The sequence below is a fragment of the Ruegeria sp. BG5 genome, from assembly GCF_056538425.1.
Map to the genome: position 1 here is coordinate 1,790,139 of NZ_JBQFTC010000001.1, position 20,808 is coordinate 1,810,946.

Here is a 20,808-nt window from a genome sequence, read left to right on the forward strand (position 1 = left end):
TTTAGCCCCGCCTGTCGCCTGCGGTTTCAATCACATAATGCCGGGCGATCCCCTGCGTAACACTGAACCAATCGGACGCGCGCGTGCGGGCCTGATGCGCGTCAAACGCCGGTTGATCGACAAACACCTCGGAAACGTTGAACCGACCCGGCTGGTCCTGATCTTCATCAACCTCGAAAGACACGCAGCCGGGTTCTGCTCGCGTCAGCGCGATATGATCTGGCAATGCCGTGCGCACATCGTTCAGCCGATCTGCAGGGAAATCCAGATACCCGTTCAGGAATATGCGTTTGTCTGGCGTGTCAGACATGATTGGACCTTTTGATCATACTATAACGAAGAGTATTGAGCCGCCTGTTTGTCGGTCCAAAGTACGGTGATTTCGAAACCATCCTCGGTCTGTTCTTCGGATCGGACCACATCCTGCCGGAACAGCCAGGCGCGTTTGTTGCCCTCGGAAAACCCAAGGGACAGAGTGACCTGATGGCGGACGCCCTGCAGTTTCGTGGCGATTTCCGCCAGCAGCGGGTCAATCCCATCCCCCGTCACGGCCGAGATCGCAAAGATCGCAGGATCCCGGTCCGCGCGGGCCAGTGTCGCCTCGCGTTCATCAAGGTCCAGCAGGTCGGTTTTGTTCCAGACCTCCAACATCGGGCGTTCATCATCGACCCCCAATGAGGTCAGAATGGCCTGCACATCCTCGGCCTGCGCCTGCGATTCCTCATGGCTGATGTCGCGCACATGCACGATCAGATCGGCGCCCAGCACCTCTTCCAGCGTGGCGCGGAAGGCAGCGACCAGTTCGGTGGGCAGGTTCGAGATAAAGCCCACCGTGTCCGACAGGATCACCTCGGGGCCATCAGGCAGAACAACGCGGCGCATGGTTGGGTCCAGCGTGGCAAACAGCATGTCCTTGGCCATGACTTCGGCCCCGGTCAAGCGGTTGAACAGCGTGGATTTGCCTGCGTTGGTGTAACCCACAAGCGCCACAATCGGATACGGCACCTTGGCCCGCGCCGCACGGTGCAGCGTGCGCGTCTTGACCACCTTCTGCAACTGACGCCGCAGACGGACCAGTTGTTCATCAATCGCGCGTCGGTCGGCCTCGATCTGCGTTTCACCCGGACCACCGACAAAGCCCAATCCGCCGCGCTGACGTTCCAGGTGGGTCCAGGCCCGCACCAGCCGCGTCCGCTGATAGCTGAGCGCTGCCATTTCGACCTGCAACACACCTTCTCGGGTGCGAGCACGATCACTGAAAATCTCCAGAATCAATCCGGTCCGGTCGAGGATTTTGACCTTCCACGCCTTTTCCAGGTTGCGCTGCTGGACCGGGGTCACCGGACCGTCGATCAGCACCAGCTCGACCTCGGCGTCATGCAGCCGTTCGGCCAGCTCCTCGATCTTGCCGCTGCCGAACAGCAATCCGGGCTGGGCGCGTTGCAGGCGCACAATCTCGGACCCGACCACATCCAGATCGGGCAATGCGGCAGCCAGTGCCACCGCTTCTTCCAGCGCCGGTTCGGGGACACGGCGCTGTTCATCTGACTTGATTTCAGGATGCAGCACCCAGGCCCGGGTGCGCCTCCGTTCATGTTCCATCAAGAGGCGTCTTCGCCCTCATACAGGCTGATCGGCTGCGATGGCATGATCGTCGAAATCGCGTGTTTGTAGACCAGTTGCGACTGTCCGTCGCGGCGCAGCAGCACGCAGAAATTGTCGAACCAGGTGATCACACCCTGCAATTTTACACCATTGATCAGGAAAATCGTGACCGGGACTTTTGCTTTCCGTACATTGTTCAGGAACGCGTCCTGAAGATTCTGTCTGTCCGAAGCCATATTTTGTTATCTCGCCGTTGTTCTTGCTACGCGCTGCGGACCAACGCGCTCCCTCTGGCAGAGTATGGAGTGCTGCGCCCAGATATTCCAGATGAAAAATCAGGCAGTAATGCCAAGACTTAACATTGGCCTAATCCCGCCACAGCGATGGGGTGATCAGGGCGATGATTGCCAGCGTCTCGAGCCGCCCAATCACCATTGCGGCGCACAGCGTCAGTTTGGCCCCACCCGACAGGTCGATCAGCCGGATCGGGACATCCGTGGCCAGCTCGATCAGCGGGCCGGTCGTGCTGAGCGCTGCAACGCTAAGGACCATCGCCTGTTCGAACCCCGACCCCATCATGGCCAGCAGCAGGTTGAACACCGCAAGCGTCAGGGCAAACAGCATCAGGAAGATCCAGGCGATAAACGCGCCGTCGCTTTGGATGCGCCGATTACCGCCATCGGCCCCGCTGACCGAGGAGGGGTGGATCAGCCGGTCAATTTCGCGCGCGCCATTCAGGTACAACGCAAAGACCCGCAACAATTTCACGCCGCCTGCCGTGGTGGCGACGCCGCCGCCGACCAGCGCAAGGCCCATCAGAATCAGACCGGGCGTTCCCAGCCCCGAAAGCTGTTGCGCATCATTCCAGTTGGCGCTTTCAAACCCGGCAGTTGTCAGAAAGGACAGGCCAGTGAACAGCATGCCCCAGATGACATGCAGCGCCTGCAAGGGCTGAAGTTGCCCGCCAATTTCGTTAACCCCGGCCCAAACGCGGAAAAACAGCAGAGCAGCAACCGCGAGTACGATCAGCAGGCCGATCCGAAACTCGGGGTCTTTGTCCAGCCGCGAAAAGCCGCTTGTCGCCGTATCCGCCGAGAATGTCAGGCGGGACAAGGCAAAGAACAGGAACAGAAGCAAAATTGCCTCACCGGTGATCCCGGCCTGTGCCCCCTCAAGCCCGCCGACCGGCGAAATGCCCGAGGTCGCCATGACCGACATCGCGTGACAGATGGCGGTCAGGCCTTGCTCTCCGGCGATCAGCAGCAGGATACAGATCACGGCCGTCAAACCGGCATAGACCGGGGTTAGCGTGCGTGTCACCCGGATCAGGCGGCCGCGTGGGTCAACCGTCTCACTTTGGGCCACGCCCGAGACGGGGCGCCCCGGCTGGCCCTTTGCGGTCACTTCGAACCCGCCCAGTGACAGGGGGGCCAGGATCGCCGCCGCCGAAATCCACATCAGCAGACCGCCCATCCAGCCCACCATCGCCCGCCACAAATGCAGCGGCGCGCTCAGTCGATCAGGGTTGGGAAACAGATCCGCACCTGTTGTGGTCAGGGCGCTGACCATGTCGAAATAGGCGTTCAGAAACGTGGTGTTGCCAAGCGCCTCGTGAAACGGGATGGCCAGAAAGAGCGGCAGGACCGTGAAACACCCCAACAGCACCGCCAGCTGCCCCAAAGTGCCCCGCCGCGGCACCCGGTTTGAGGATGCAAGGGAAATGGTCGCCACCAGAAACAGCCCCAAAAGACCGGAATACAGAAAAGCGCGCGAGGTATCGTGATCATCCAGCACCAGCGCAAAGACCGCCGGCACCCACATCGAGATCGAAACGCATCCCCAGATCAGCAAAAACAGCGGCAACCGCCGCAATAGCCCGACCTGTTGTGGTTTCACACGCGCCATCAGAAGAAATCGATCGAGACCTGCATCAGCCGCTCAACCTCGGGCACGTCCTTGGCCATGGCAAAAATCGCAACAACGTCCTTTTCGTCGATCCGCAGGCTGCCCGTGGGGCGCAATACATCATCCCCTTTGCGGACGGCCCCCACCAAAACACCTTCGGGAAAGTCGATATCACGCAGTCTTTGACCGGCCATGGGCGAGGTTGACAGAACCTCGGCCTCGATCACCTCGGCCTCGGCATCGCCAATCGAATAGACCTGCCGCACGCGCCCATGGCGGATATGACGCAGGATCGAACTGACCGTCGTGGCGCGCGGGTTGATATAGGCGTCAATGCCCAGCGGACCCATCAGGGCGACCATGCTGGGGTCGTTGATCAAGGCAATCGCCAGCGCGCAGCCTTCGGCCTTGGCCCGCACGGCGGCCAGCATGTTGGTACGATCATCATCCGTGACCGCCAGCATCGCATCGGCGCGGTCAATGCCTGCCTCACTCAGCAACGCGGAATCCAAGCCGTCGCCGTGCAATACAATTGTCCGCTCTAGCGCTTCGGCAGCTTTTTCGGCGCATTGGCGATCCCGCTCGATAATCTTCGCCCTGACCCGACCCTCGCGTTCTTCCAGCGTGCGGGCGACCTCAAGGCCCACATTGCCGCCGCCCACAAGCACCACACGGTCCTGTCGTTTTTGCGACTTGCCGAACACCTCCATCGTGCGGTCGACGTCATTTACGCTTGTGAAGACATAGCATTCGTCGCCCACAAACAGTTGGTCCTCGGATTCAGGAGCAAACAAGGTGCCCTCGCGCCGGACCCCGACAACAATCGAACTGAGGGTCGAAAACAGGTCGGTCAACTGGCGCAACGGGGTGTTCACGATGGGGCAATCCTCATCCACTCGAATGCCCAGAAGCTGCGCCTTACCATCCATGAACAGTTCGGTGTCAAAGGCCGCCGGGGCCGACAATCGGCGCATGGCGGCGGCGGCAACCTCACGTTCAGGGCTGATGACCACGTCAATGGGCAAGTGATCGCGGCGGAACAGGTCGGAATGGATCGCCTGCAAATAGGATTTCGACCGCAAACGCGCGATCTTGCGCTGGATCGAGAACACCGAATGCGCCATCTGACAGGTGACCATATTCACCTCGTCCGAGTGGGTCGCGGCGATGATCATATCCGCATCCCGCGCCCCGGCCCGGTCCAGAACATCCGGATAGCTGGCAAAGCCTGCGATGCCCTGCACGTCCAGCGTTTCGGTCGCGCGGCGCACCAGATCAGGGTTGTTGTCCACCACGGTGACGTCGTTAAGCTCGCCCGAAAGGTGCCGTGCAATCTGCCAGCCAACCTGACCCGCACCGCAAATGATGACCTTCATGTTCCTGGCCCTTCTGCCTGAAATCTTTGAATGACAGATGGCCCGATAGGGGTCAATTGAATTGTCTTAACTGTTGGTCTGGGGCAAGATAAGCACATGAAAACACTTGTTGCCCTGTTGGTTCCCCTGATGGCGCTTGGCGCCTGTGGCCCCCTGTCTTTGTATTACCGCGAGGGTGAAAGCGTCTCGCGCATGCAGACGGAAACGACCCAGTGTCAGGTTCAGGCCCTCAAGGATGCGCCGGTTGCCAACCAGATCCGGCAAAGCCCGCCGGTCTATTGGCCCGGTCGGACCTATTGCGACGGGCGCGGCAGGTGCTATCGCTCACCCGGATGGTGGGAGCCGGGAAATGTCTATACGGTGGACGTCAACAAACCCCTACGCAACAAGGTCGAGGCGCAGTGCATGGCGCAAAAGGGCTATCGCCCGGTCAGCCTGCCGCCCTGCAAATCGGGCGTGAAATCCAGCGTGCCACTTGCCCGCACAACCACCCTGCCCCCGCTGACCACGCAATCCTGTTTTGTAAAGTTCGATGACGGATCATTCCAGATCATCTCGCCCGGTCAATCAGGTTGAACCTTGCGCCGCGCGTCGGCGGGACAAGGCCAGATGCGCAAAAATGGCTAATGCGTAGATACCAATCACGGTGATCAGCATTCCGGCCTCATCAACCCGCCACAGAACGCCCAGCAAAACCGGCGTGCCCAGCAGGTTGCCCGCATTCCCCATCTGCGCCATGGCCCCGTAGCTGAGCGCCTGCGTCTCGGCGGTTTGGTTCAGGATCGGCACGGCGGCAAAACTGCCCCCTTGCACAAGACCCAGAACCGCAAACAGCAGGACGCAGACAATTTCCAGCGGCAGGCCGAGGAAACCGCCAGCAATGGACAGTATACCCAGCCCAAACCCCAGATTAATCACGGCAACACACGGCATCACGTTCAGCAGAAATGGCACGGCCACCCAGCTGAGCACGATCCCCGCCAGCGGCATCAGCCCGGCAATCTGACCGCTTGTCTCTTCGGGCAGACGGCCCGGCAGGATGGCAAGCAAGGACACAAAGGTCAGCGTGTAAAAGAACCATCCGACGGCTGGCGCGGACACGAAAGGCGACCGGTAGGTGCGCAGATGGACATGCAGCACCTCGCTCCACCGCCACGGCACTGTTGGCGAGGCGGGTTGCACGGGCAACCGAGTTATCAGGATCAACGCCGCGACCCCGATCATCAGAAAACCGTGCAGCAGGAAGAACGCAGTCAGCCCAAACCGCTCGATCAAAGGCAGCCCGAGCCACGCATTCAGCGCAAAGGCTACGCCAAAGAAAGTGCTCCACAGCACCATGGCCATGTTCCGCGCCTTGCCGCTGGTGATCTGCGCGATCAGCGTTGGGGCGGCGACGACGATTGCCAGATGCGACAGACCCTCGACAAACCGGCTGGCCAACATGACGTAAAACCCGGGCCATGTTGCCTGAAACACTGAAATCGCACCCCCAAGACACAGGCCGAAAGTCAGCAGCTTCAAAGGCCCCACCCGACCCACGATTGCCCCGGACACGGCCCCCAGCACGGCACCGAGCAGGCTGATGATCGACAGCAGCCATCCCAACGTATCCGCGTGATCGGGATACAGCTGCAAAAGCTGGGGGAAAGGCACCGCGATCTTGGCAAACTGCGTCGCCGCGCCCAGCCCGGCCAGCCAGAGCAGAAGGACCTGAAATGCTTGTCTCATACGCCGCTTCTACAGCGCCCAGTCAGACCACGGAACGCATAAATTATGCGGCCCTAATGTCTGGATCCACTGACAAGGCGCACCGGTGTTCCGTCCGACAGATACAGACGTTCCCAGATGATCTCTCCGGCGCTGATGCGAATGCGGTCATGGACGGCCTCAGACGTCTGAAACGCCTTTGGCGCAGGCGTGTGCATGTCCCACCAGCCGTCGGCGTCCAGTTCGGCCTCGGCCTGCTGAATTTCCTCGGTTGCGAATTGCCAGAGTGATACGCCCAGCAGAGCGTTTTGGCTGGTCTTCCAATCCCGTGCCCGGCTGGCGGAATAGGCAAGGCATTTATGGCTGGCCTCTTCGACCAGATGCAGACAGTCGGACGAGGTCATGACCAGCCGCCGCAAGGCGCTGTCATCCGCACGTGCAGGCCCTAGCGCGGCAAACACAGCCTGCTGAGTGTCCGGCGGCGGGGTTTGCCCGCCCCGCTCCCACCTTGAGACGGTCGCCTGATCCACCTGCAGCAACTCGGCCAGATGAGATTGTTTGTACCCGACCGACCGGCGCAACCGTTTCAGGCGTTTGCCAAAGCCGGGGTACCCGCGTGTTTCAAGCCTGTTCCCTGATGTCAGAACGCTCATGGCCAGCACAGCCTTTCCGGTACATCACTCCGCCGGTTCCGGCTCATCGATTTGCGCCACGCGCGCACCGGATTTGTTCGAGGTCACAACCCCCAGCGATTTCAGCTTGCGGTGCAGCGCGCTGCGCTCCATCCCAACAAAGCTGGCGGTGCGGCTGATATTGCCGCCGAAGCGATTGATCTGGGTCAGCAGATATTCACGCTCGAACGCTTCACGCGCTTCACGCAAAGGCAAGGTCGCCAGCGCACCGGACAGGACAACACGGCCCGACTCTTCGGCCTTATCCTCGTCGCTCGGCAATTCACGAGCCTCAATCGGCCCGGTGCCATCGCCCAAAATTAGCACCCGTTCGATCAGGTTCTTCAACTGGCGCACATTGCCCGGCCAAGTCATGGTTTGCAGCAGCGCCACGGCCTCTTCCGACAATTCGCGGATCGGCAGACCTTGGGTTTCGTTGCACATTTCGATGAAGTGCTGGGCCAGAACCGGAATATCCTCGCGCCGGTCTTCCAGCGACGGCACCGCAATCGGCACCACGTTCAGGCGGTGATACAATTCCTCCCGGAAGCGTTCGGCTGCGATCTCGTCGTCCAGATCCTTGTTCGTCGAGGAGATCACGCGCAAATCGACCCGCACCTTGTCGCTGCCGCCAACCCGCTGGAATTGCTGATCGACCAGCACCCGCAGGATTTTCGACTGCGTGCCCAGCGGCATATCGGCGACCTCATCAAAGTAGATCACACCGCCATGGGCTTCTTCCAGCAAGCCCGATTCCACCCCGCGTTCCGAGGATTCGCGGCCAAACAGAACCTCTTCGACCCGCTCCGGCTCGATCCCGGCGCAGTTGACGGTCACAAACGGCGCGTTGGCGCGGTTGGAATGGGCGTGGATATAGCGCGCGGCGATCTCCTTGCCCGACCCGGCCGGACCGCTCAGCATCACGCGACCGTTCGACTTGGTGACCTTGTCCAATTGGCCCTGCATCGCCCGGAACGAGGCCGATTTGCCGATCATGTCCGAATTGCTGACCTCTTTGCGTTTCAGCGAGGCATTCTCGCGGCGCAGGCGCGAGGTTTCCATCGCGCGGCGGATCACCACCATCAGTTGGTCGATGTTAAAGGGCTTCTCGATAAAGTCATACGCGCCCTGCTTGATCGCGGCGACCGCGATCTCGATATTGCCGTGACCCGAAATGATCACCACCGGCACATCCGGGTTGTCGCGTTTGACCGCCTTCAGAATATCGATGCCGTCCATCCGACTGTCTTTCAGCCAGATATCCAGGATCAACAGCCCTGGCGGTTCGGCATTGATCGACGACATGCACTCGTCCGAGTTTGCCGCCAGCCGTGTGGAATAGCCTTCGTCCTCCAGAATGTCGGACACCAGCTCGCGAATATCGCGTTCGTCATCTACGATCAGAATGTCGCTCATCTTTGGCCTGCTTTCAGTTTGTTGGTTTTAATCGCCTGCTTCTGTGGCGCTGAATTGGTGGGCAGATTCGCCCCCGGCAAACGGATCACGGCCATCGCGCCAAAATGGTCCTGTCCGTCGAATACGGGCGCGTCTTCAAGCGTCAGCGCTCCGCCATGTTCCTCGATAATTTTCTTGACGATGGGCAGGCCCAGCCCGGTCCCTTCGTCGCGTGTGGTCACATAAGGTTCAAACAACCGCGCCCGGTCTTCGGGCAGACCGATACCGTTGTCCGCAATGGTGATGATCGTACCCGCGTCATCGTCGGAAACGGCCACCTTGATCTGTGGCTTCAGGTTTTCAGGCGCACCTTTTTCCTTCAAGGTATCAATGGCTTCGCCTGCGTTCTTGATCAGGTTTGTGAGCGCCTGATTGAGCATGGTCGCATCCAGATCCGCCGCGATTGGTTGATCTGGCAAATCCGCATCGATCTGCACGGTTGGCTGCCCGGCCTGCTGCAGCAACACAGCCTCGCGCACCAAGGCGACAACGTCTTCCTCACGCCGTTCCGGCTCGGGCATGCGTGCGAATTTCGAAAACTCGTCCACAATCCGCCGCAAGTCATTGGTCTGGCGCACAATAACGTCGGTCATCGACTCGAGGCTATCGCAATCCTCTTCGTCCAGCTTGCGCGAGAATTTGCGTTTGATCCGCTCGGCGCTCAGCTGGATCGGGGTCAGCGGGTTCTTGATCTCGTGCGCAATCCGCCGGGCCACGTCGCCCCACGCCGCCATCCGCTGGGCGCTGACCAGATCGGTGACGTCATCAAAGGCCACAACATAGCCTTCTAATCCGCCATCCTCACCGCGCCGTGTGGCCATGCGGACCAGAAGGTTCTCCAACTGCCCCTTGCGGGTCACTTTTATTTCGCCCTGCACAGCCTCTTGCCCGCTGTCCTTCAAGCTCTCGAACAGAGGCAAAAACTCAGGCACCGCAATACCGATGGCCAGATGCTGTTCGCCACGAGACCAGTCCAGCAACCGTTCGGCTGAACGGTTGACGAAGGTCACGCACCCATCCGGGTCTACCCCGACAACGCCCGATGTCACCGAGCTTAGCACCGAGTCGAACAGGCGGCGGCGGCTTTCGATCTGACGTGTGTTCTCCAGCAACGTGTCACGCTGGCCCTTCAACTGTCGGGTCATCTGGTTGAAATACCGCCCCAGCATGGCGATTTCGTCGTCGCTGGCCTCTTCGATCACCTGAACGCTCAGGTCTCCCGCGCCGACGCGCTGCGCGGCGGTTGTCAGACGTCCCACGGGGCGCGAGAGACGCTCGGCAAACCACATGCCCAGGGACATGGCTGCAAGGATCAGGATCAGCGCAAATCCTAGATACAAAAGGCCAAATTCGAACAGCACCCGTCCCCGTTCGCTTTCGAGCTGTTGGTAGAACTGCGCCGTTTCCTTGGTATCGTCCAGCAGGGTCAGCAACTGGCCGTCCACTTCGCGACTGACATAGAGGTAGCGGTCCAGAAAGGCCTGCAAGGGCACCAGCGCGCGGAATTCGTTGTTTTCCCAATCGGCGATGATCAAAAGGCCATTATCCGTTGCCTCGATCATCTGCTCGGGCGTCGGGGCCTCGTAATTGAACAGATAAGACCGATCCCCGCGCGAGCGGATCTCACCACTGCCATCGATCACATAGGCCTCGCGCAGGCCGCGCTGGATCTGGGATTGCCCCTGCGCCAGAACCTCGCGCAGTTCTGCGTCCGAGATGTAGAAATCGCGCGAGCGGGCATTGTCGAGATAAAGCGCCAGAACAGCGGCGTCCTGTGTCAGCCCTTGGCGGTGTTCAAGCTCATACGCTTCGGCTGCGGTCAGGGATGAGCCTACTACCTGCCGCACACGGTCCGAGAACCAGCCCTCAAGGCCGATATTCACCGTCAGCCCTGCAAAAATCGCCACGGTGACTGTGGGCACCAGCGCCAGCAGCGTAAAGGCCCCGATCAGACGCAAATGCAGGCGAGAGCCTGCCGATTTCGCCCGTCGAGCCGCGATCAGGCTGCCCAACTGGCTCAGCACAAGGGCCGCCACAACCAGCACGTAAACCAGATCTGCAAGAAGAATCAGACGCAATGTCGGGGCGGTCGCCCCCAGATCAAACGGACCAATGACAAGATAGGTTGCAAGCGCCAAGGCAGGTCCTAGAAGAACCAGCCCCAAGGTGCCGAAATTGCGCAGTTTTCGGGATTTTCGCCATCGACTAATCGATGGGATCATCCCGCTCTGTGCTCGGGTTGCCACCGTCTGCCCTCATTCTGATGTGTCGCTTGCGCGACGAACCGCCATATGTCGTGGTCATTGCCCAGGCGATACCCGGATGCCACGCTTTGTGTGGCGATATTACATCAGTTTGCGACGGCGTGTCACCTGAATATCGAGGTCTGTAATCTTTTTCCGCAGCGTATTGCGGTTGATTCCCAGCAAATCCGCGCATTTCGCCTGATTTCCACCGGTCGCTTCCAGCGCGATTTCGATCAGCGGTGCCTCAACTTCGCGCAGGATACGCTGGTACAGGCCCGGAGGCGGTAGCATGTTGCCGTGCAGGTCGAAATACCGCCGCAGATGCCGTTCAACGGACGTGGACAGCTTCTCGCGCTCGCCCCCGCCCAGAACCGGTTCGGCCTCGGGCTGGCTGCCCAGTACCATTTCGACCTCAGCCTTTGAAATCTCATCCGCGCGGCTGGTCAGGCTCAGGCGTCGTATCGCGTTTTCCAACTGCCGCACGTTGCCGGGCCAGGAATAACGCCGGACCAGCTCGACCGCATCAGCGCTGAGCCAGCGCTTGGTGCCGCTGTCACGTTCTTCGCGGGCCAGAAAGTGCTCGGCCAGCAGGGTGATGTCATCGACCCGCTCGCGCAGGGCTGGCACATGGATCGTTGCGCCGCACAGGCGATAATACAGGTCCTGCCGAATGCGACCGCTTTCCATTCCGTCCGTCAGGTCCAACTGGCTGGTGGCCATAAAGCGCGGCACGTGATCGCCCGGCGTGTCCATCATCCGAACGATCCGGGCCTGAATCTCGTCATCGATATCGGCAATCTCATCGATCAGCAGCGTGCCGCCGCGCACGCGGGCCATGACGCGCGCGGGGCCTTCAAGGTCACGCAGGTCGGCCGCCGTTGCGGTCACAAAGGGCAAGGTACGCCGGTCCGAGAAATCGTGAATAGCGCGCGCAATCAGGGACTTACCGGTTCCACTTTCACCAGAAATCATCACCGAAAGATCGGTATTCATCACCCGCGCGACCAAACGATAAAGCGACTGCATGACCGGGGTGCGCCCGACCAGAGGCAACTCATCCGGGCGGTCGCTTTGTTCGGTTTCAGGCTCGGTATGCAGGCGCTGTTTCTGCTCTAACGCGCGCGCGGTGCGCTTCATCAGATCGGGCAGATCGAACGGCTTGGGCAGGTAATCATAGGCATCCGCCTCGGCCGCCTGAATCGCCGTCATGATGGTGTTCTGGGCCGAGATCACGATGACCGGCAATCCGGGCCGGTCCTGAGCGATTTTCGGCAACATTTCCAGACCGTTCCCGTCCGGCATGACCACGTCCGAGATCACAACATCCCCCTTGCCCTCGCCCACCCAGCGCATCAGCGTGGTCAGCGAGGATGTGGCGTGCACCTTGCATCCGGCCCGCGTCAGGGCCTGGGTCAGAACGGTGCGGATCGTGCGGTCGTCATCTGCGACCAGAACGGTGCCATCCATCAGGTGCTCTCCTTCGATATGCTCTCTGCCGGTGCGCGGCGCAGCGACAGTTTAAAGACGGTGCGTCCCGGAACGGATTCGGCTGAAATCCAGCCGTCATGGTCCGAGATGATCTTGCTGACCAATGCCAACCCCAGTCCGGTTCCGTTTTCCTTGCCGGACACGAACGGGTCGAAGATATCGCTGCGGATTTTCTCTGGCAGGCCCGGCCCGTCATCGATGATTTCGATCTGCAGGGGCAGCGAATGGCCCGAACCATCACTGCGGCGCAGCCGGAACGAATGTTCGAAATAGGTGCGCAGGCGAATTGTGCCGCCGTCCGGCCCTGCGGCCTCGGAGGCGTTCTTCAGCAGGTTCAGAACCACTTGCAGGATCTGGTCGGGATCCCCAAAGGCCAGCGGCAGGGACGGATCGTAATCCTCGATTATGGTCATGTCCGCACCGAACCCCAGCAAGGCCGAGCGGCGGGCGCGGTCCAGAACATCGTGAATATTGACCGGTTTGAAGTCAGGTTGCTGCAGGTTTCCAAACTGCTCAACCTGTTCCAGCAACTTCACGATCCGGCGGCTTTCTGCGACGATAAGATCTGTAAGTTCAAGATCTTGCGGCGGGATATTCATGCTGAGAAGTTGTGCCGCCCCGGTGATACCGGCCAGAGGGTTCTTGATCTCGTGCGCCAGCATCTCGGCCATGCCAATCGCTGATTGGGCGGCGGATTTGACGGTATTGCCACGGGTCATGCGCCCGGCCAGTTCGCGCGGGGAAATGATCATGATCATCGATCCCGGATGCCCGACCAAGGGCGCGATTTGCAGCGCGCATTGCAACGGCGCGCGGTTGCCCGAGCCTGCATCCACATCATTGACGAACAAGGGCGTGCCGTGCTGGCGGGCGCGCAGGAACGCCACTTCCAGCGGGGCATCCACGGCGATCTGATCCCAGACCGGCTCACCAATCACCGCTTTGCGCGAGGCATTCAGAAACCCCTCGCCCGAGGAATTCACGTCGGCAATCCGATCCTCGGCATCAATGATAAAGGCCGGAACCGGCAGCGAGTTCCAGATGCTTTGATCCGAGGTCATGCCGCCACCTCTGCCGTGCCGTTCAAGGCATCGCTTAGCAGGCGCAGGACCTCGTCTGAATCGCGTGAGGTCAGAACCGCCCGGCGCAACGGTGCGGGTGTTCCGGCCTCATCCATGTACCAGCCAAGATGTTTGCGCGCGACGCGCAGGCCCAGATCGGCGCCATAGAAACCCAGCATCGCCTGATAATGCGCGCGAACCATGTCGACCAGATCAGTGCCGTCCGGGATTACAGGGGCATCGGTGCCGTAAACCTCATGGCAGATCTGCGCCAGCAGCCAGGGTTTTCCCTGCGCCCCGCGCCCGACCATGACACCGTCAGCACCGGAATGGTTCAGCGCCGCGTGCGCCGCTTTGGTATCGACAATGTCGCCATTTGCGATGACGGGGATCGAGACCGCCTCTTTCACCGCGCGGATCGCCCGCCAATCGGCCCGACCCTTATAGAACTGACAGCGCGTGCGACCGTGGATCGTAACCATCTGAATGCCAGCCCCTTCGGCCCGGCGCGCCACATCCGGCGCGTTCAGCAGCGCATCATCCCAGCCCAACCGTGTTTTCAGGGTGACGGGCACGTCCACGGCCTCGACCACCGCCTCGATCAGCGTCAGCGCGTGATCGGGCGTTTTCAGCAGGGCCGAGCCGGAATAGCCGTTTGTAACCTTCTTGGCCGGGCAGCCCATGTTGATGTCGATCACCCGCGCGCCGCGGTCCGCGACCTGACGGGCGGCCTCGGCCATCCAATGCGCCTCGCGCCCGGCAAGCTGGACGGCGGTGTTTTCCACATCCGCAGACAATTCGGCCCGTTCGCGCACGCCCGGTTTGGCCTGCACCATCTCCTGACTGGCGACCATTTCGCTGACGACCAATCCGGCCCCAAAGCGCATCACCAGATCGCGAAAGGGCCGGTCCGTGATTCCGGCCATTGGGGCCAGTAACACCGGCGGGTTCAGGGTTTTGTCAGCAAGATGCAGGGTCAACGTGCCTAATCCTTGAGCATTTGGGGTTTTGATATCGAATTCCGCGCATATGAACAACAAAACGGCGGGTCACAAGCCTGCAAAATCATCACTTGCCTATTTTTTAATCACGTTAACGCGGGTGATTGCCTCTGCATTCACCGCCCCCTAAACAATGGCGAGAACCACGGAAGGCCGAGCCCCAAATGACAACCGCCGCCATCATCGTCGCCGCCGGACGCGGAACCCGCGCCGGAGGGGGTGCGCCGAAGCAATGGCGCACGCTGGGCGATCGCACAGTGGCAGACTGGACCATCGCCAGGTTTCGCGGTCAGGTCGATCAGATCGTTCTGGTGCTTTCGCCCGACGACGACGCGGCGTGGGCGGCATATCGAACCAGTGGCCTGACCCTGACCGCAGGCGGCAATGACCGGTCCGAATCCGTGCGCAACGGGTTGGCGGCGTTGGCGGACCAAGGCGTCACCCGCGTTCTGATCCACGATGTCGCCCGCCCCTGCGTGGCGGAAAACACTATTCGAAACGTGTTGGAGGCTCTGACCTCGGCCAAGGCCGCTGCACCGGGTCTGGCGGTCACGGACGCGCTTTGGACCGGGGCGGATGGTTCGGTTACTGGCACGCAGGACCGCACGGGCCTGTTTGCGGCGCAAACCCCGCAGGGGTTTGATTACGAGGCGATCACCGAAGCACATGCCGCCCATCCCGGCGGCGCAGCGGATGATGTCGAGGTCGCGCGCGCCGCAGGGCTGGACGTGACCATCGTGCCGGGCGACCCGGATAATATCAAAATCACACGACCCGAGGATTTTGCCCGGGCAGAACGCATATTGGGGCTGGATATGGATGTAAGGCTGGGCAACGGCTATGACGTGCACCGCTTTGGCGAGGGGGATCACGTAATCCTGTGCGGCGTGAAAATCCCGCATGAGCGTGGGTTGCAGGGCCATTCGGATGCGGATGTGGGCATGCACGCGGTGACGGATGCGATCTATGGCGCACTGGCGCAGGGCGACATCGGGCAGCATTTTCCGCCATCTGACCCGCAGTGGAAGGGGGCCGACAGCGAGATCTTTCTGCGCCACGCCGTCGAACTGGCCGGGCAAATGGGCTATCGCATCTCGAACGCCGATTGCACGCTGGTCTGCGAATACCCCAAGATCGGACCCCATGCGCAGGCGATGCGGGAAGAGATGTCCAGAATCATGGGTTTGCAGGTCGGTCAGGTCTCGGTCAAGGCCACCACATCCGAGCGTCTGGGCTTTACCGGGCGCAGTGAGGGCATCGCCGCTTTGGCCACCGCCTGTCTGGTGAAGGCATGAACGCCGCGCGCCTGATCGGAACCGTCTGTGGCGTGGGCCACCTGCGTCCGGCTCCGGGGACCTGGGGATCGCTGGCCGCCCTGCCCCTGGCCTGGCTGTTGCACACATTGGGTGGCTTTCCGCTGCTGGCCATTGCCACCGTTGCGACCTTTATCGCAGGCGTGTGGGCAACGCGCGTGATGACCGCTGGTCAGGACGATCACGACCCGTCGGAAATCGTGATTGATGAGGTCGCGGGCCAGTTCATCGCGCTCTGGGCCGTGTCCTATCCGGCCTGGGCGCACGGGATTGAGATCACGGCGCTCTGGCCCGGTTGGATTGCGGGTTTCCTGCTGTTCAGGTTGTTCGACATCACCAAACCCGGCCCCGTCGGCTGGGCCGACCGGCGCAATGACGCGATGGGCGTGATGCTAGACGATGTGATCGCCGGGGTGTTCGCTGCGATTGGCGTCGCGGTTCTGGCCGGTATCGCACATGGGGTTCTGGGGCTGTGACCGCCGCCGCCCTGCTTGATCTGGCAAAGGCACGCGGCGTCATGATCGCCACGGCCGAAAGCTGCACCGGAGGTATGGTGGCCGCCGCCCTGACCGATATTCCCGGCAGTTCCGCCGTGGTCGAACGCGGGTTTGTGACCTACACCAACCAAGCCAAGCAGGACTTGCTGGGTGTGCGCCCTGACACTCTGGACGCCTACGGCGCGGTGTCCGAAGAGGTCGCCCGCGAAATGGCCGAAGGCGCGCTGCGCAACTCGCAGGCGCAATTGGCCGTATCGGTCACCGGCATCGCAGGCCCCGGCGGATCCGAGTTCAAGCCCGAGGGGCGCGTGTGCTTTGGGCTGGCCGGTGACGGGCTGGAAACCTGCACCGAAACCGTCGAATTCGGTGCTTTGGGACGGGACCATGTGCGCAAAGCGGCGCGGGATCATGCGCTGGCCCTGCTGCGTCAGGCCTTTTCCTAAACCGCCCGTTTTTCGGGCATTCACCCGCAACTGATGCAAAAACTGTCATCAGTTGAACAAAAGACGCCAAATTAGGCGCAAATTTCCACCCCTGCCTCTTTTTTCCTCACCCCGCCTCCGCTTCAACGCCCCGCACAATCACTCACACGGCTCCGACCTGCCCCGATGGGCGTCCCGGAGCATCCGCAGGGAAAAGGAGACCGGCCCATGAACGGAGCCGACACAGCCTGGATCATCGTTGCAACCGCACTGGTCCTGTTTATGACATTACCGGGGCTTGCCCTGTTCTATGGCGGCCTTGTGCGCGCCCGCAACGTGCTGAGCGTTTTCATGCACTGTTTCAGCATCGCCTGCCTGATGAGCGTCCTTTGGCTGGTCGCGGGGTATACCATCGCCTTCGGCCCCGGCGAAAGCGGGCTGTGGGGCGGCTTGGGCAAAGCGTTCCTGAACGGCGTCGATGTGGACAGCCTTGCAGGCACCCTGCCCGAGATCCTGTTCTTCGCCTTTCAGATGACCTTTGCCATCATCACCCCCGCGCTGATCGTCGGCGCTTATGTGGAACGCGTGGGCTTTGGCTTTGTCCTGACGTTCTCGGCGCTGTGGATGTTGCTGTGCTACGCGCCGGTGGTGCACTGGATCTGGGGCGGCGGGATGCTGGCCGATGGTGGAATTCTGGGTGAGATCGGCGTGCGCGACTTTGCGGGCGGCATCGTTGTCCACGAAACCGCCGGTCTGGCCGCGCTGATCATCGCTGTCATCCTCGGCCCCCGCCGCAACCGCACGACACCGCCGCACAATCCGGGCTTTGTCATGGTCGGTGCCGCGATGCTGTGGGTCGGCTGGTTCGGCTTCAACGGCGGCTCGCAACTGGCCGCTGACGGAGGGGCCGCGATGGCCATGACCGTCACACATCTGTCCGCGGCCACCGCCTCGCTAACTTGGGCGCTGTGGGAGAAAATCCGCTTTGGCAAAGCCTCGATGGTCGGTCTGGTGACTGGCACCATCGCGGGTCTGGCCTCGATCACGCCGGCCTCGGGCTTTGTCGGCCCGGTTCAGGCGCTGATCATCGGCGCTGTGGCAGGCATCCTGTGCCAGGAGGCGGTGTTCGTGATCCGCAACAAGCTGAATATCGACGACACGCTGGACGTGTTCGCGGTGCATGGGGTGGGCGGCATCTTTGGCACCCTGATGATTGCACTGTTCGGTCTGGGCACCTGGACCGCGCAACTGGGCGGGCTGGTGATCGTGGGTGTCTTTACGTCAGTTGTCACGATTGTACTGGTCAAGGTGGTTGCACTGATCACCCCACTTCGCGTAGACGCCGAGACCGAAACAAACGGGCTCGATCTGTCGGTACACGGCGAGCGGGCCTATGACATGAGCAGCTAAGCCCACCTTGGCATGCTCTGCCCGTAAGGGCCTAAGCGGACCTCTTGGGGGTCCGCTTTTCTTTTTTCACCCCCTCGACTCCGGCCAAAGGGTCAGGCTATCAGCCCGCAACGTGTTTTCAGCCCAGAGGTTTGCACCATGATCCCCAGCTCATTCCCCGATAGCACCGAAATCGCCCGCCTGACCGCGCGCATGCTGCTGGAGATCAAGGCCGTGCATTTCAATTCGCGCGAGCCGTTCACGCTGGCCTCTGGCCTGCCCAGCCCGACCTATATCGACTGCCGCAAGCTGATCTCATACCCCCGCATCCGCTCGACCCTGATGGATTTCCTGACCGTCACCGTGATGCGCGAGGCTGGGTTCGAGGCGTTCGACAATATCGCAGGCGGCGAGACGGCGGGCATCCCCTTTGCTGCAATGGTGGCCGAGCGTATGGCTCTGCCGATGACCTATGTGCGGAAGAAACCCAAAGGCTACGGCCGCAACGCCCGCATCGAAGGCGCGATGAGTGAAGGGGAACGCGTGCTGCTGGTCGAGGACCTGACCACCGATGGTGGCAGCAAACTGTCCTTTGTCGATGCGATCCGCGAAACCGGCGCGACCTGCGGGCATACGGCGGTCATTTTCTACTACGGAATTTTCCGTGAGACCGAAAAGACGCTGGGCGATCATGGCGTGAAGCTGCACAGCCTTTGCACATGGTGGGACGTTCTGGCCGAGGCCAAGGCGCAAAAGGCCTTTGACGAAGAGACCCTTAGCGGCGTCGAAGCCTTCCTGAACGACCCGCGCGGCTGGCAAGAGGCCAATAAACCAACGTAAACCTCTTGTGGAAGGATTGGGGATAACCCCGGAAGAATCGGCCAGTTCGCCACGATATCTGGTGACTTTTCCCGCAATTCCTACATAATAAGCTACGCATACACAGGCATCCAAGCTGTCTGGAAAGTTATCCCTAGGCTTTACCCTAAGTTAGCCACAGGTATTTCCAGATAGCTTGCGACAGTATTTCGCGTGTAAAACCTCGGAACGGGCAGCGGGGACAAAATGAACGAGATCAGCAGTATCGAGCAGGCAGCGGCACAGATTCAGAACGCCGAAACCATGCCGCATTCCATTGAGGCCGAACAGCAGCTTCTGGGTGCAATCCTGACCAATAACGACCTCTATGACCGGGTCGCCTCGATCATTGGGGCCGAGCATTTCTATGATCCGGTCCATGCCCGCATCTATGAGGTCGCGGCCAACCGCATCGCCAAGAATGCGCTGGCCTCGCCCGTGACGCTGAAATCCTTCATGGCCGAGGATGAGGGCCTGAAGGAACTGGGCGGACCGGCCTATCTGGTCAAACTGGCAGGTGCGTCGATCAGCGCCTTTGCGGTGCATGACTACGCCCAGATGATCTATGACCTCGCCATCCGGCGCGAGCTGATCCGGCTGGGCCGGGACATCTCGGACAAGGCGGCGCGGGTTGATGTGTCCAGCGAGCCGAAAGAACAGATCGTCGAGGCCGAGCAACAGCTCTATCAGCTATCCGAGCAGGGCCAGACCGAACAGGGGTTTCAATCCTTCCTCAAGGCGGTCACAGAAGCCGTCAACGTCACCAACGAGGCTTACCAGCGCGGTGGCGGCATGGCGGGGATTTCCACCGGTCTGGCCGATCTCGACAAGCAATTGGGCGGGTTGCACCCATCCGACCTGATCATTCTGGCGGGGCGTCCGTCGATGGGGAAAACATCGTTGGCGACCAACGTGGCGTTCAACGTGGCCAAAGCCTACAAACGCGGGCTGAAACCCGATGGGTCCGAGGGCGCGATTGACGGCGGCGTGGTGGGTTTCTTCTCGCTTGAAATGAGCGCCGAGCAGCTTGCAGGCCGGGTTCTGGCCGAGGCATCCGAAATCTCAAGCCACAAGATCCGTCAGGGCGACATGACCGAGGCCGAGTTCCGCCGTTTCGTGGACGCAGCCAAGGAACTGGAAGCCTGCCCGCTGTTCATCGACGACACCCCTGCCCTGCCCATTTCTCAGCTTGCTGCCCGCGCACGGCGGTTGAAGCGGACGCATGGTCTGGACCTGCTGGTGATCGATTATCTGCAATTGTGCCGCGGCATGGCCGAAAATCGCGTCAACGAGATTGCCGAGATTTCGATGGGCATGAAAGCCATCGCCAAAGAGTTGAACATCCCGGTGATCGCCCTGTCCCAGCTGTCGCGTCAGGTCGAAAACCGCGATGACAAACGCCCGCAACTGTCCGACCTGAGGGAATCGGGCTCGATCGAACAGGATGCCGATGTGGTGATGTTCGTGTTCCGCGAAGAATATTACAAGGAACGCGAAAAGCCCGGCGATCACGAGCTGGAAAAGATGGAAGAGTGGAAGCAGGCCATGGAACGCCTGCACGGCAAGGCCGAGGTTATCGTCGGCAAGCAGCGCCACGGCCCCATCGGCACGGTCGAACTGTCCTTCGAGGCGCAGTTCACGCGCTTTGGCAATCTGGTCAAACCCTGGCAACAGGGCGGCGAGATCGAAGGGTACTAAGCCACGCTGGTGCCGGGCACCCCTGTCCCACGGGGAGAATGCCGTTGCCTCTCACCTGTACGGCAGGCTGGGTATGGGGCTAGATATAGGCCATGCTCTGAAAAGGACGCGCGGAA

Annotated in this window: 19 protein-coding genes; 7 read left to right on the forward strand and 12 right to left on the reverse strand. The window is 61.0% G+C overall.

Going from position 1 to position 20,808, the window contains the following annotated elements:
* Position 1: 1 nt before the first annotated feature.
* The 5 genes from ACR0KX_RS08385 to trkA all read right to left on the reverse strand — a co-directional run bounded on the left by ACR0KX_RS08385 (position 2) and on the right by trkA (position 4,886).
* Complete coding sequence (locus ACR0KX_RS08385; RefSeq protein ID WP_170621885.1) at positions 2 to 310, reverse strand: putative quinol monooxygenase; 309 nt, start codon at positions 308 to 310, stop codon at positions 2 to 4.
* A gap of 20 nt (positions 311 to 330) precedes the next feature.
* Positions 331 to 1,602, reverse strand: coding sequence for a GTPase HflX (gene hflX / locus ACR0KX_RS08390; RefSeq protein ID WP_170621886.1), 1,272 nt, complete (start codon positions 1,600 to 1,602; stop codon positions 331 to 333).
* Positions 1,602 to 1,841 carry an RNA chaperone Hfq gene (gene hfq / locus ACR0KX_RS08395; RefSeq protein ID WP_010440340.1) on the reverse strand — a complete coding sequence of 80 codons (240 nt, stop codon included), beginning with the start codon at positions 1,839 to 1,841 and terminating at the stop codon, positions 1,602 to 1,604. The genes hflX and hfq overlap by 1 nt, the downstream gene beginning before the upstream one ends.
* A 130-nt stretch (positions 1,842 to 1,971) precedes the next feature.
* The gene (locus tag ACR0KX_RS08400; RefSeq protein ID WP_170450261.1) at positions 1,972 to 3,510 is read right to left on the reverse strand and encodes a TrkH family potassium uptake protein; all 1,539 of its coding nucleotides are present in this window, start codon (positions 3,508 to 3,510) and stop codon (positions 1,972 to 1,974) included.
* Positions 3,510 to 4,886, reverse strand: a complete 1,377-nt coding sequence (gene trkA, locus ACR0KX_RS08405; RefSeq protein WP_170518960.1) for a Trk system potassium transporter TrkA — start codon at positions 4,884 to 4,886, stop codon at positions 3,510 to 3,512. The genes ACR0KX_RS08400 and trkA overlap by 1 nt, the downstream gene beginning before the upstream one ends.
* 96 nt (positions 4,887 to 4,982) lie before the next feature.
* Here trkA and ACR0KX_RS08410 point away from each other — a divergent pair, with 96 nt between their 5' ends.
* Positions 4,983 to 5,462 (forward strand): hypothetical protein, encoded by a 480-nt coding sequence (locus ACR0KX_RS08410; RefSeq protein ID WP_170450257.1) that lies wholly within the window; start codon positions 4,983 to 4,985, stop codon positions 5,460 to 5,462.
* Here ACR0KX_RS08410 and ACR0KX_RS08415 read toward each other — a convergent pair.
* From ACR0KX_RS08415 to dusB, 7 genes are all read right to left on the reverse strand, one after another.
* A complete protein-coding gene (locus ACR0KX_RS08415) occupies positions 5,454 to 6,614 on the reverse strand; it encodes an MFS transporter (protein WP_170621887.1) in 1,161 nt (386 codons plus the stop codon). The genes ACR0KX_RS08410 and ACR0KX_RS08415 overlap by 9 nt on opposite strands.
* 53 nt (positions 6,615 to 6,667) lie before the next feature.
* Positions 6,668 to 7,246, reverse strand: coding sequence for a helix-turn-helix domain-containing protein (locus ACR0KX_RS08420; RefSeq protein ID WP_170450253.1), 579 nt, complete (start codon positions 7,244 to 7,246; stop codon positions 6,668 to 6,670).
* A gap of 24 nt (positions 7,247 to 7,270) precedes the next feature.
* Positions 7,271 to 8,680, reverse strand: coding sequence for a nitrogen assimilation response regulator NtrX (ntrX, locus tag ACR0KX_RS08425; RefSeq protein ID WP_170450251.1), 1,410 nt, complete (start codon positions 8,678 to 8,680; stop codon positions 7,271 to 7,273).
* Positions 8,677 to 10,941 carry a sensor histidine kinase NtrY-like gene (locus tag ACR0KX_RS08430; RefSeq protein ID WP_480708260.1) on the reverse strand — a complete coding sequence of 755 codons (2,265 nt, stop codon included), beginning with the start codon at positions 10,939 to 10,941 and terminating at the stop codon, positions 8,677 to 8,679. The genes ntrX and ACR0KX_RS08430 overlap by 4 nt, the downstream gene beginning before the upstream one ends.
* Positions 10,942 to 11,064: 123 nt before the next feature.
* Complete coding sequence (locus tag ACR0KX_RS08435; protein ID WP_480708262.1) at positions 11,065 to 12,432, reverse strand: response regulator; 1,368 nt, start codon at positions 12,430 to 12,432, stop codon at positions 11,065 to 11,067.
* The gene (locus ACR0KX_RS08440; protein WP_170621889.1) at positions 12,432 to 13,514 is read right to left on the reverse strand and encodes an ATP-binding protein; all 1,083 of its coding nucleotides are present in this window, start codon (positions 13,512 to 13,514) and stop codon (positions 12,432 to 12,434) included. Before ACR0KX_RS08440 ends, ACR0KX_RS08435 begins: the two co-directional genes overlap by 1 nt.
* Positions 13,511 to 14,494 (reverse strand): tRNA dihydrouridine synthase DusB, encoded by a 984-nt coding sequence (gene dusB / locus ACR0KX_RS08445; RefSeq protein WP_480708264.1) that lies wholly within the window; start codon positions 14,492 to 14,494, stop codon positions 13,511 to 13,513. Before dusB ends, ACR0KX_RS08440 begins: the two co-directional genes overlap by 4 nt.
* Before the next feature lie 185 nt (positions 14,495 to 14,679).
* Here dusB and ACR0KX_RS08450 point away from each other — a divergent pair, with 185 nt between their 5' ends.
* From ACR0KX_RS08450 to ACR0KX_RS08475, 6 genes are all read left to right on the forward strand, one after another.
* Positions 14,680 to 15,810, forward strand: coding sequence for a bifunctional 2-C-methyl-D-erythritol 4-phosphate cytidylyltransferase/2-C-methyl-D-erythritol 2,4-cyclodiphosphate synthase (locus ACR0KX_RS08450; RefSeq protein ID WP_170621891.1), 1,131 nt, complete (start codon positions 14,680 to 14,682; stop codon positions 15,808 to 15,810).
* Positions 15,807 to 16,304, forward strand: coding sequence for a phosphatidylglycerophosphatase A family protein (locus tag ACR0KX_RS08455; protein WP_170518984.1), 498 nt, complete (start codon positions 15,807 to 15,809; stop codon positions 16,302 to 16,304). The genes ACR0KX_RS08450 and ACR0KX_RS08455 overlap by 4 nt, the downstream gene beginning before the upstream one ends.
* A complete protein-coding gene (locus ACR0KX_RS08460) occupies positions 16,301 to 16,768 on the forward strand; it encodes a CinA family protein (protein WP_480708266.1) in 468 nt (155 codons plus the stop codon). Before ACR0KX_RS08455 ends, ACR0KX_RS08460 begins: the two co-directional genes overlap by 4 nt.
* A gap of 207 nt (positions 16,769 to 16,975) precedes the next feature.
* Positions 16,976 to 18,157 carry an ammonium transporter gene (locus ACR0KX_RS08465; protein WP_480708268.1) on the forward strand — a complete coding sequence of 394 codons (1,182 nt, stop codon included), beginning with the start codon at positions 16,976 to 16,978 and terminating at the stop codon, positions 18,155 to 18,157.
* Between the two features lie 138 nt (positions 18,158 to 18,295).
* Positions 18,296 to 18,976 (forward strand): orotate phosphoribosyltransferase, encoded by a 681-nt coding sequence (locus ACR0KX_RS08470; protein WP_170621892.1) that lies wholly within the window; start codon positions 18,296 to 18,298, stop codon positions 18,974 to 18,976.
* A gap of 225 nt (positions 18,977 to 19,201) precedes the next feature.
* Positions 19,202 to 20,692, forward strand: coding sequence for a replicative DNA helicase (locus tag ACR0KX_RS08475; protein WP_170621893.1), 1,491 nt, complete (start codon positions 19,202 to 19,204; stop codon positions 20,690 to 20,692).
* The last annotated feature ends 116 nt before the right edge of the window (positions 20,693 to 20,808 follow it).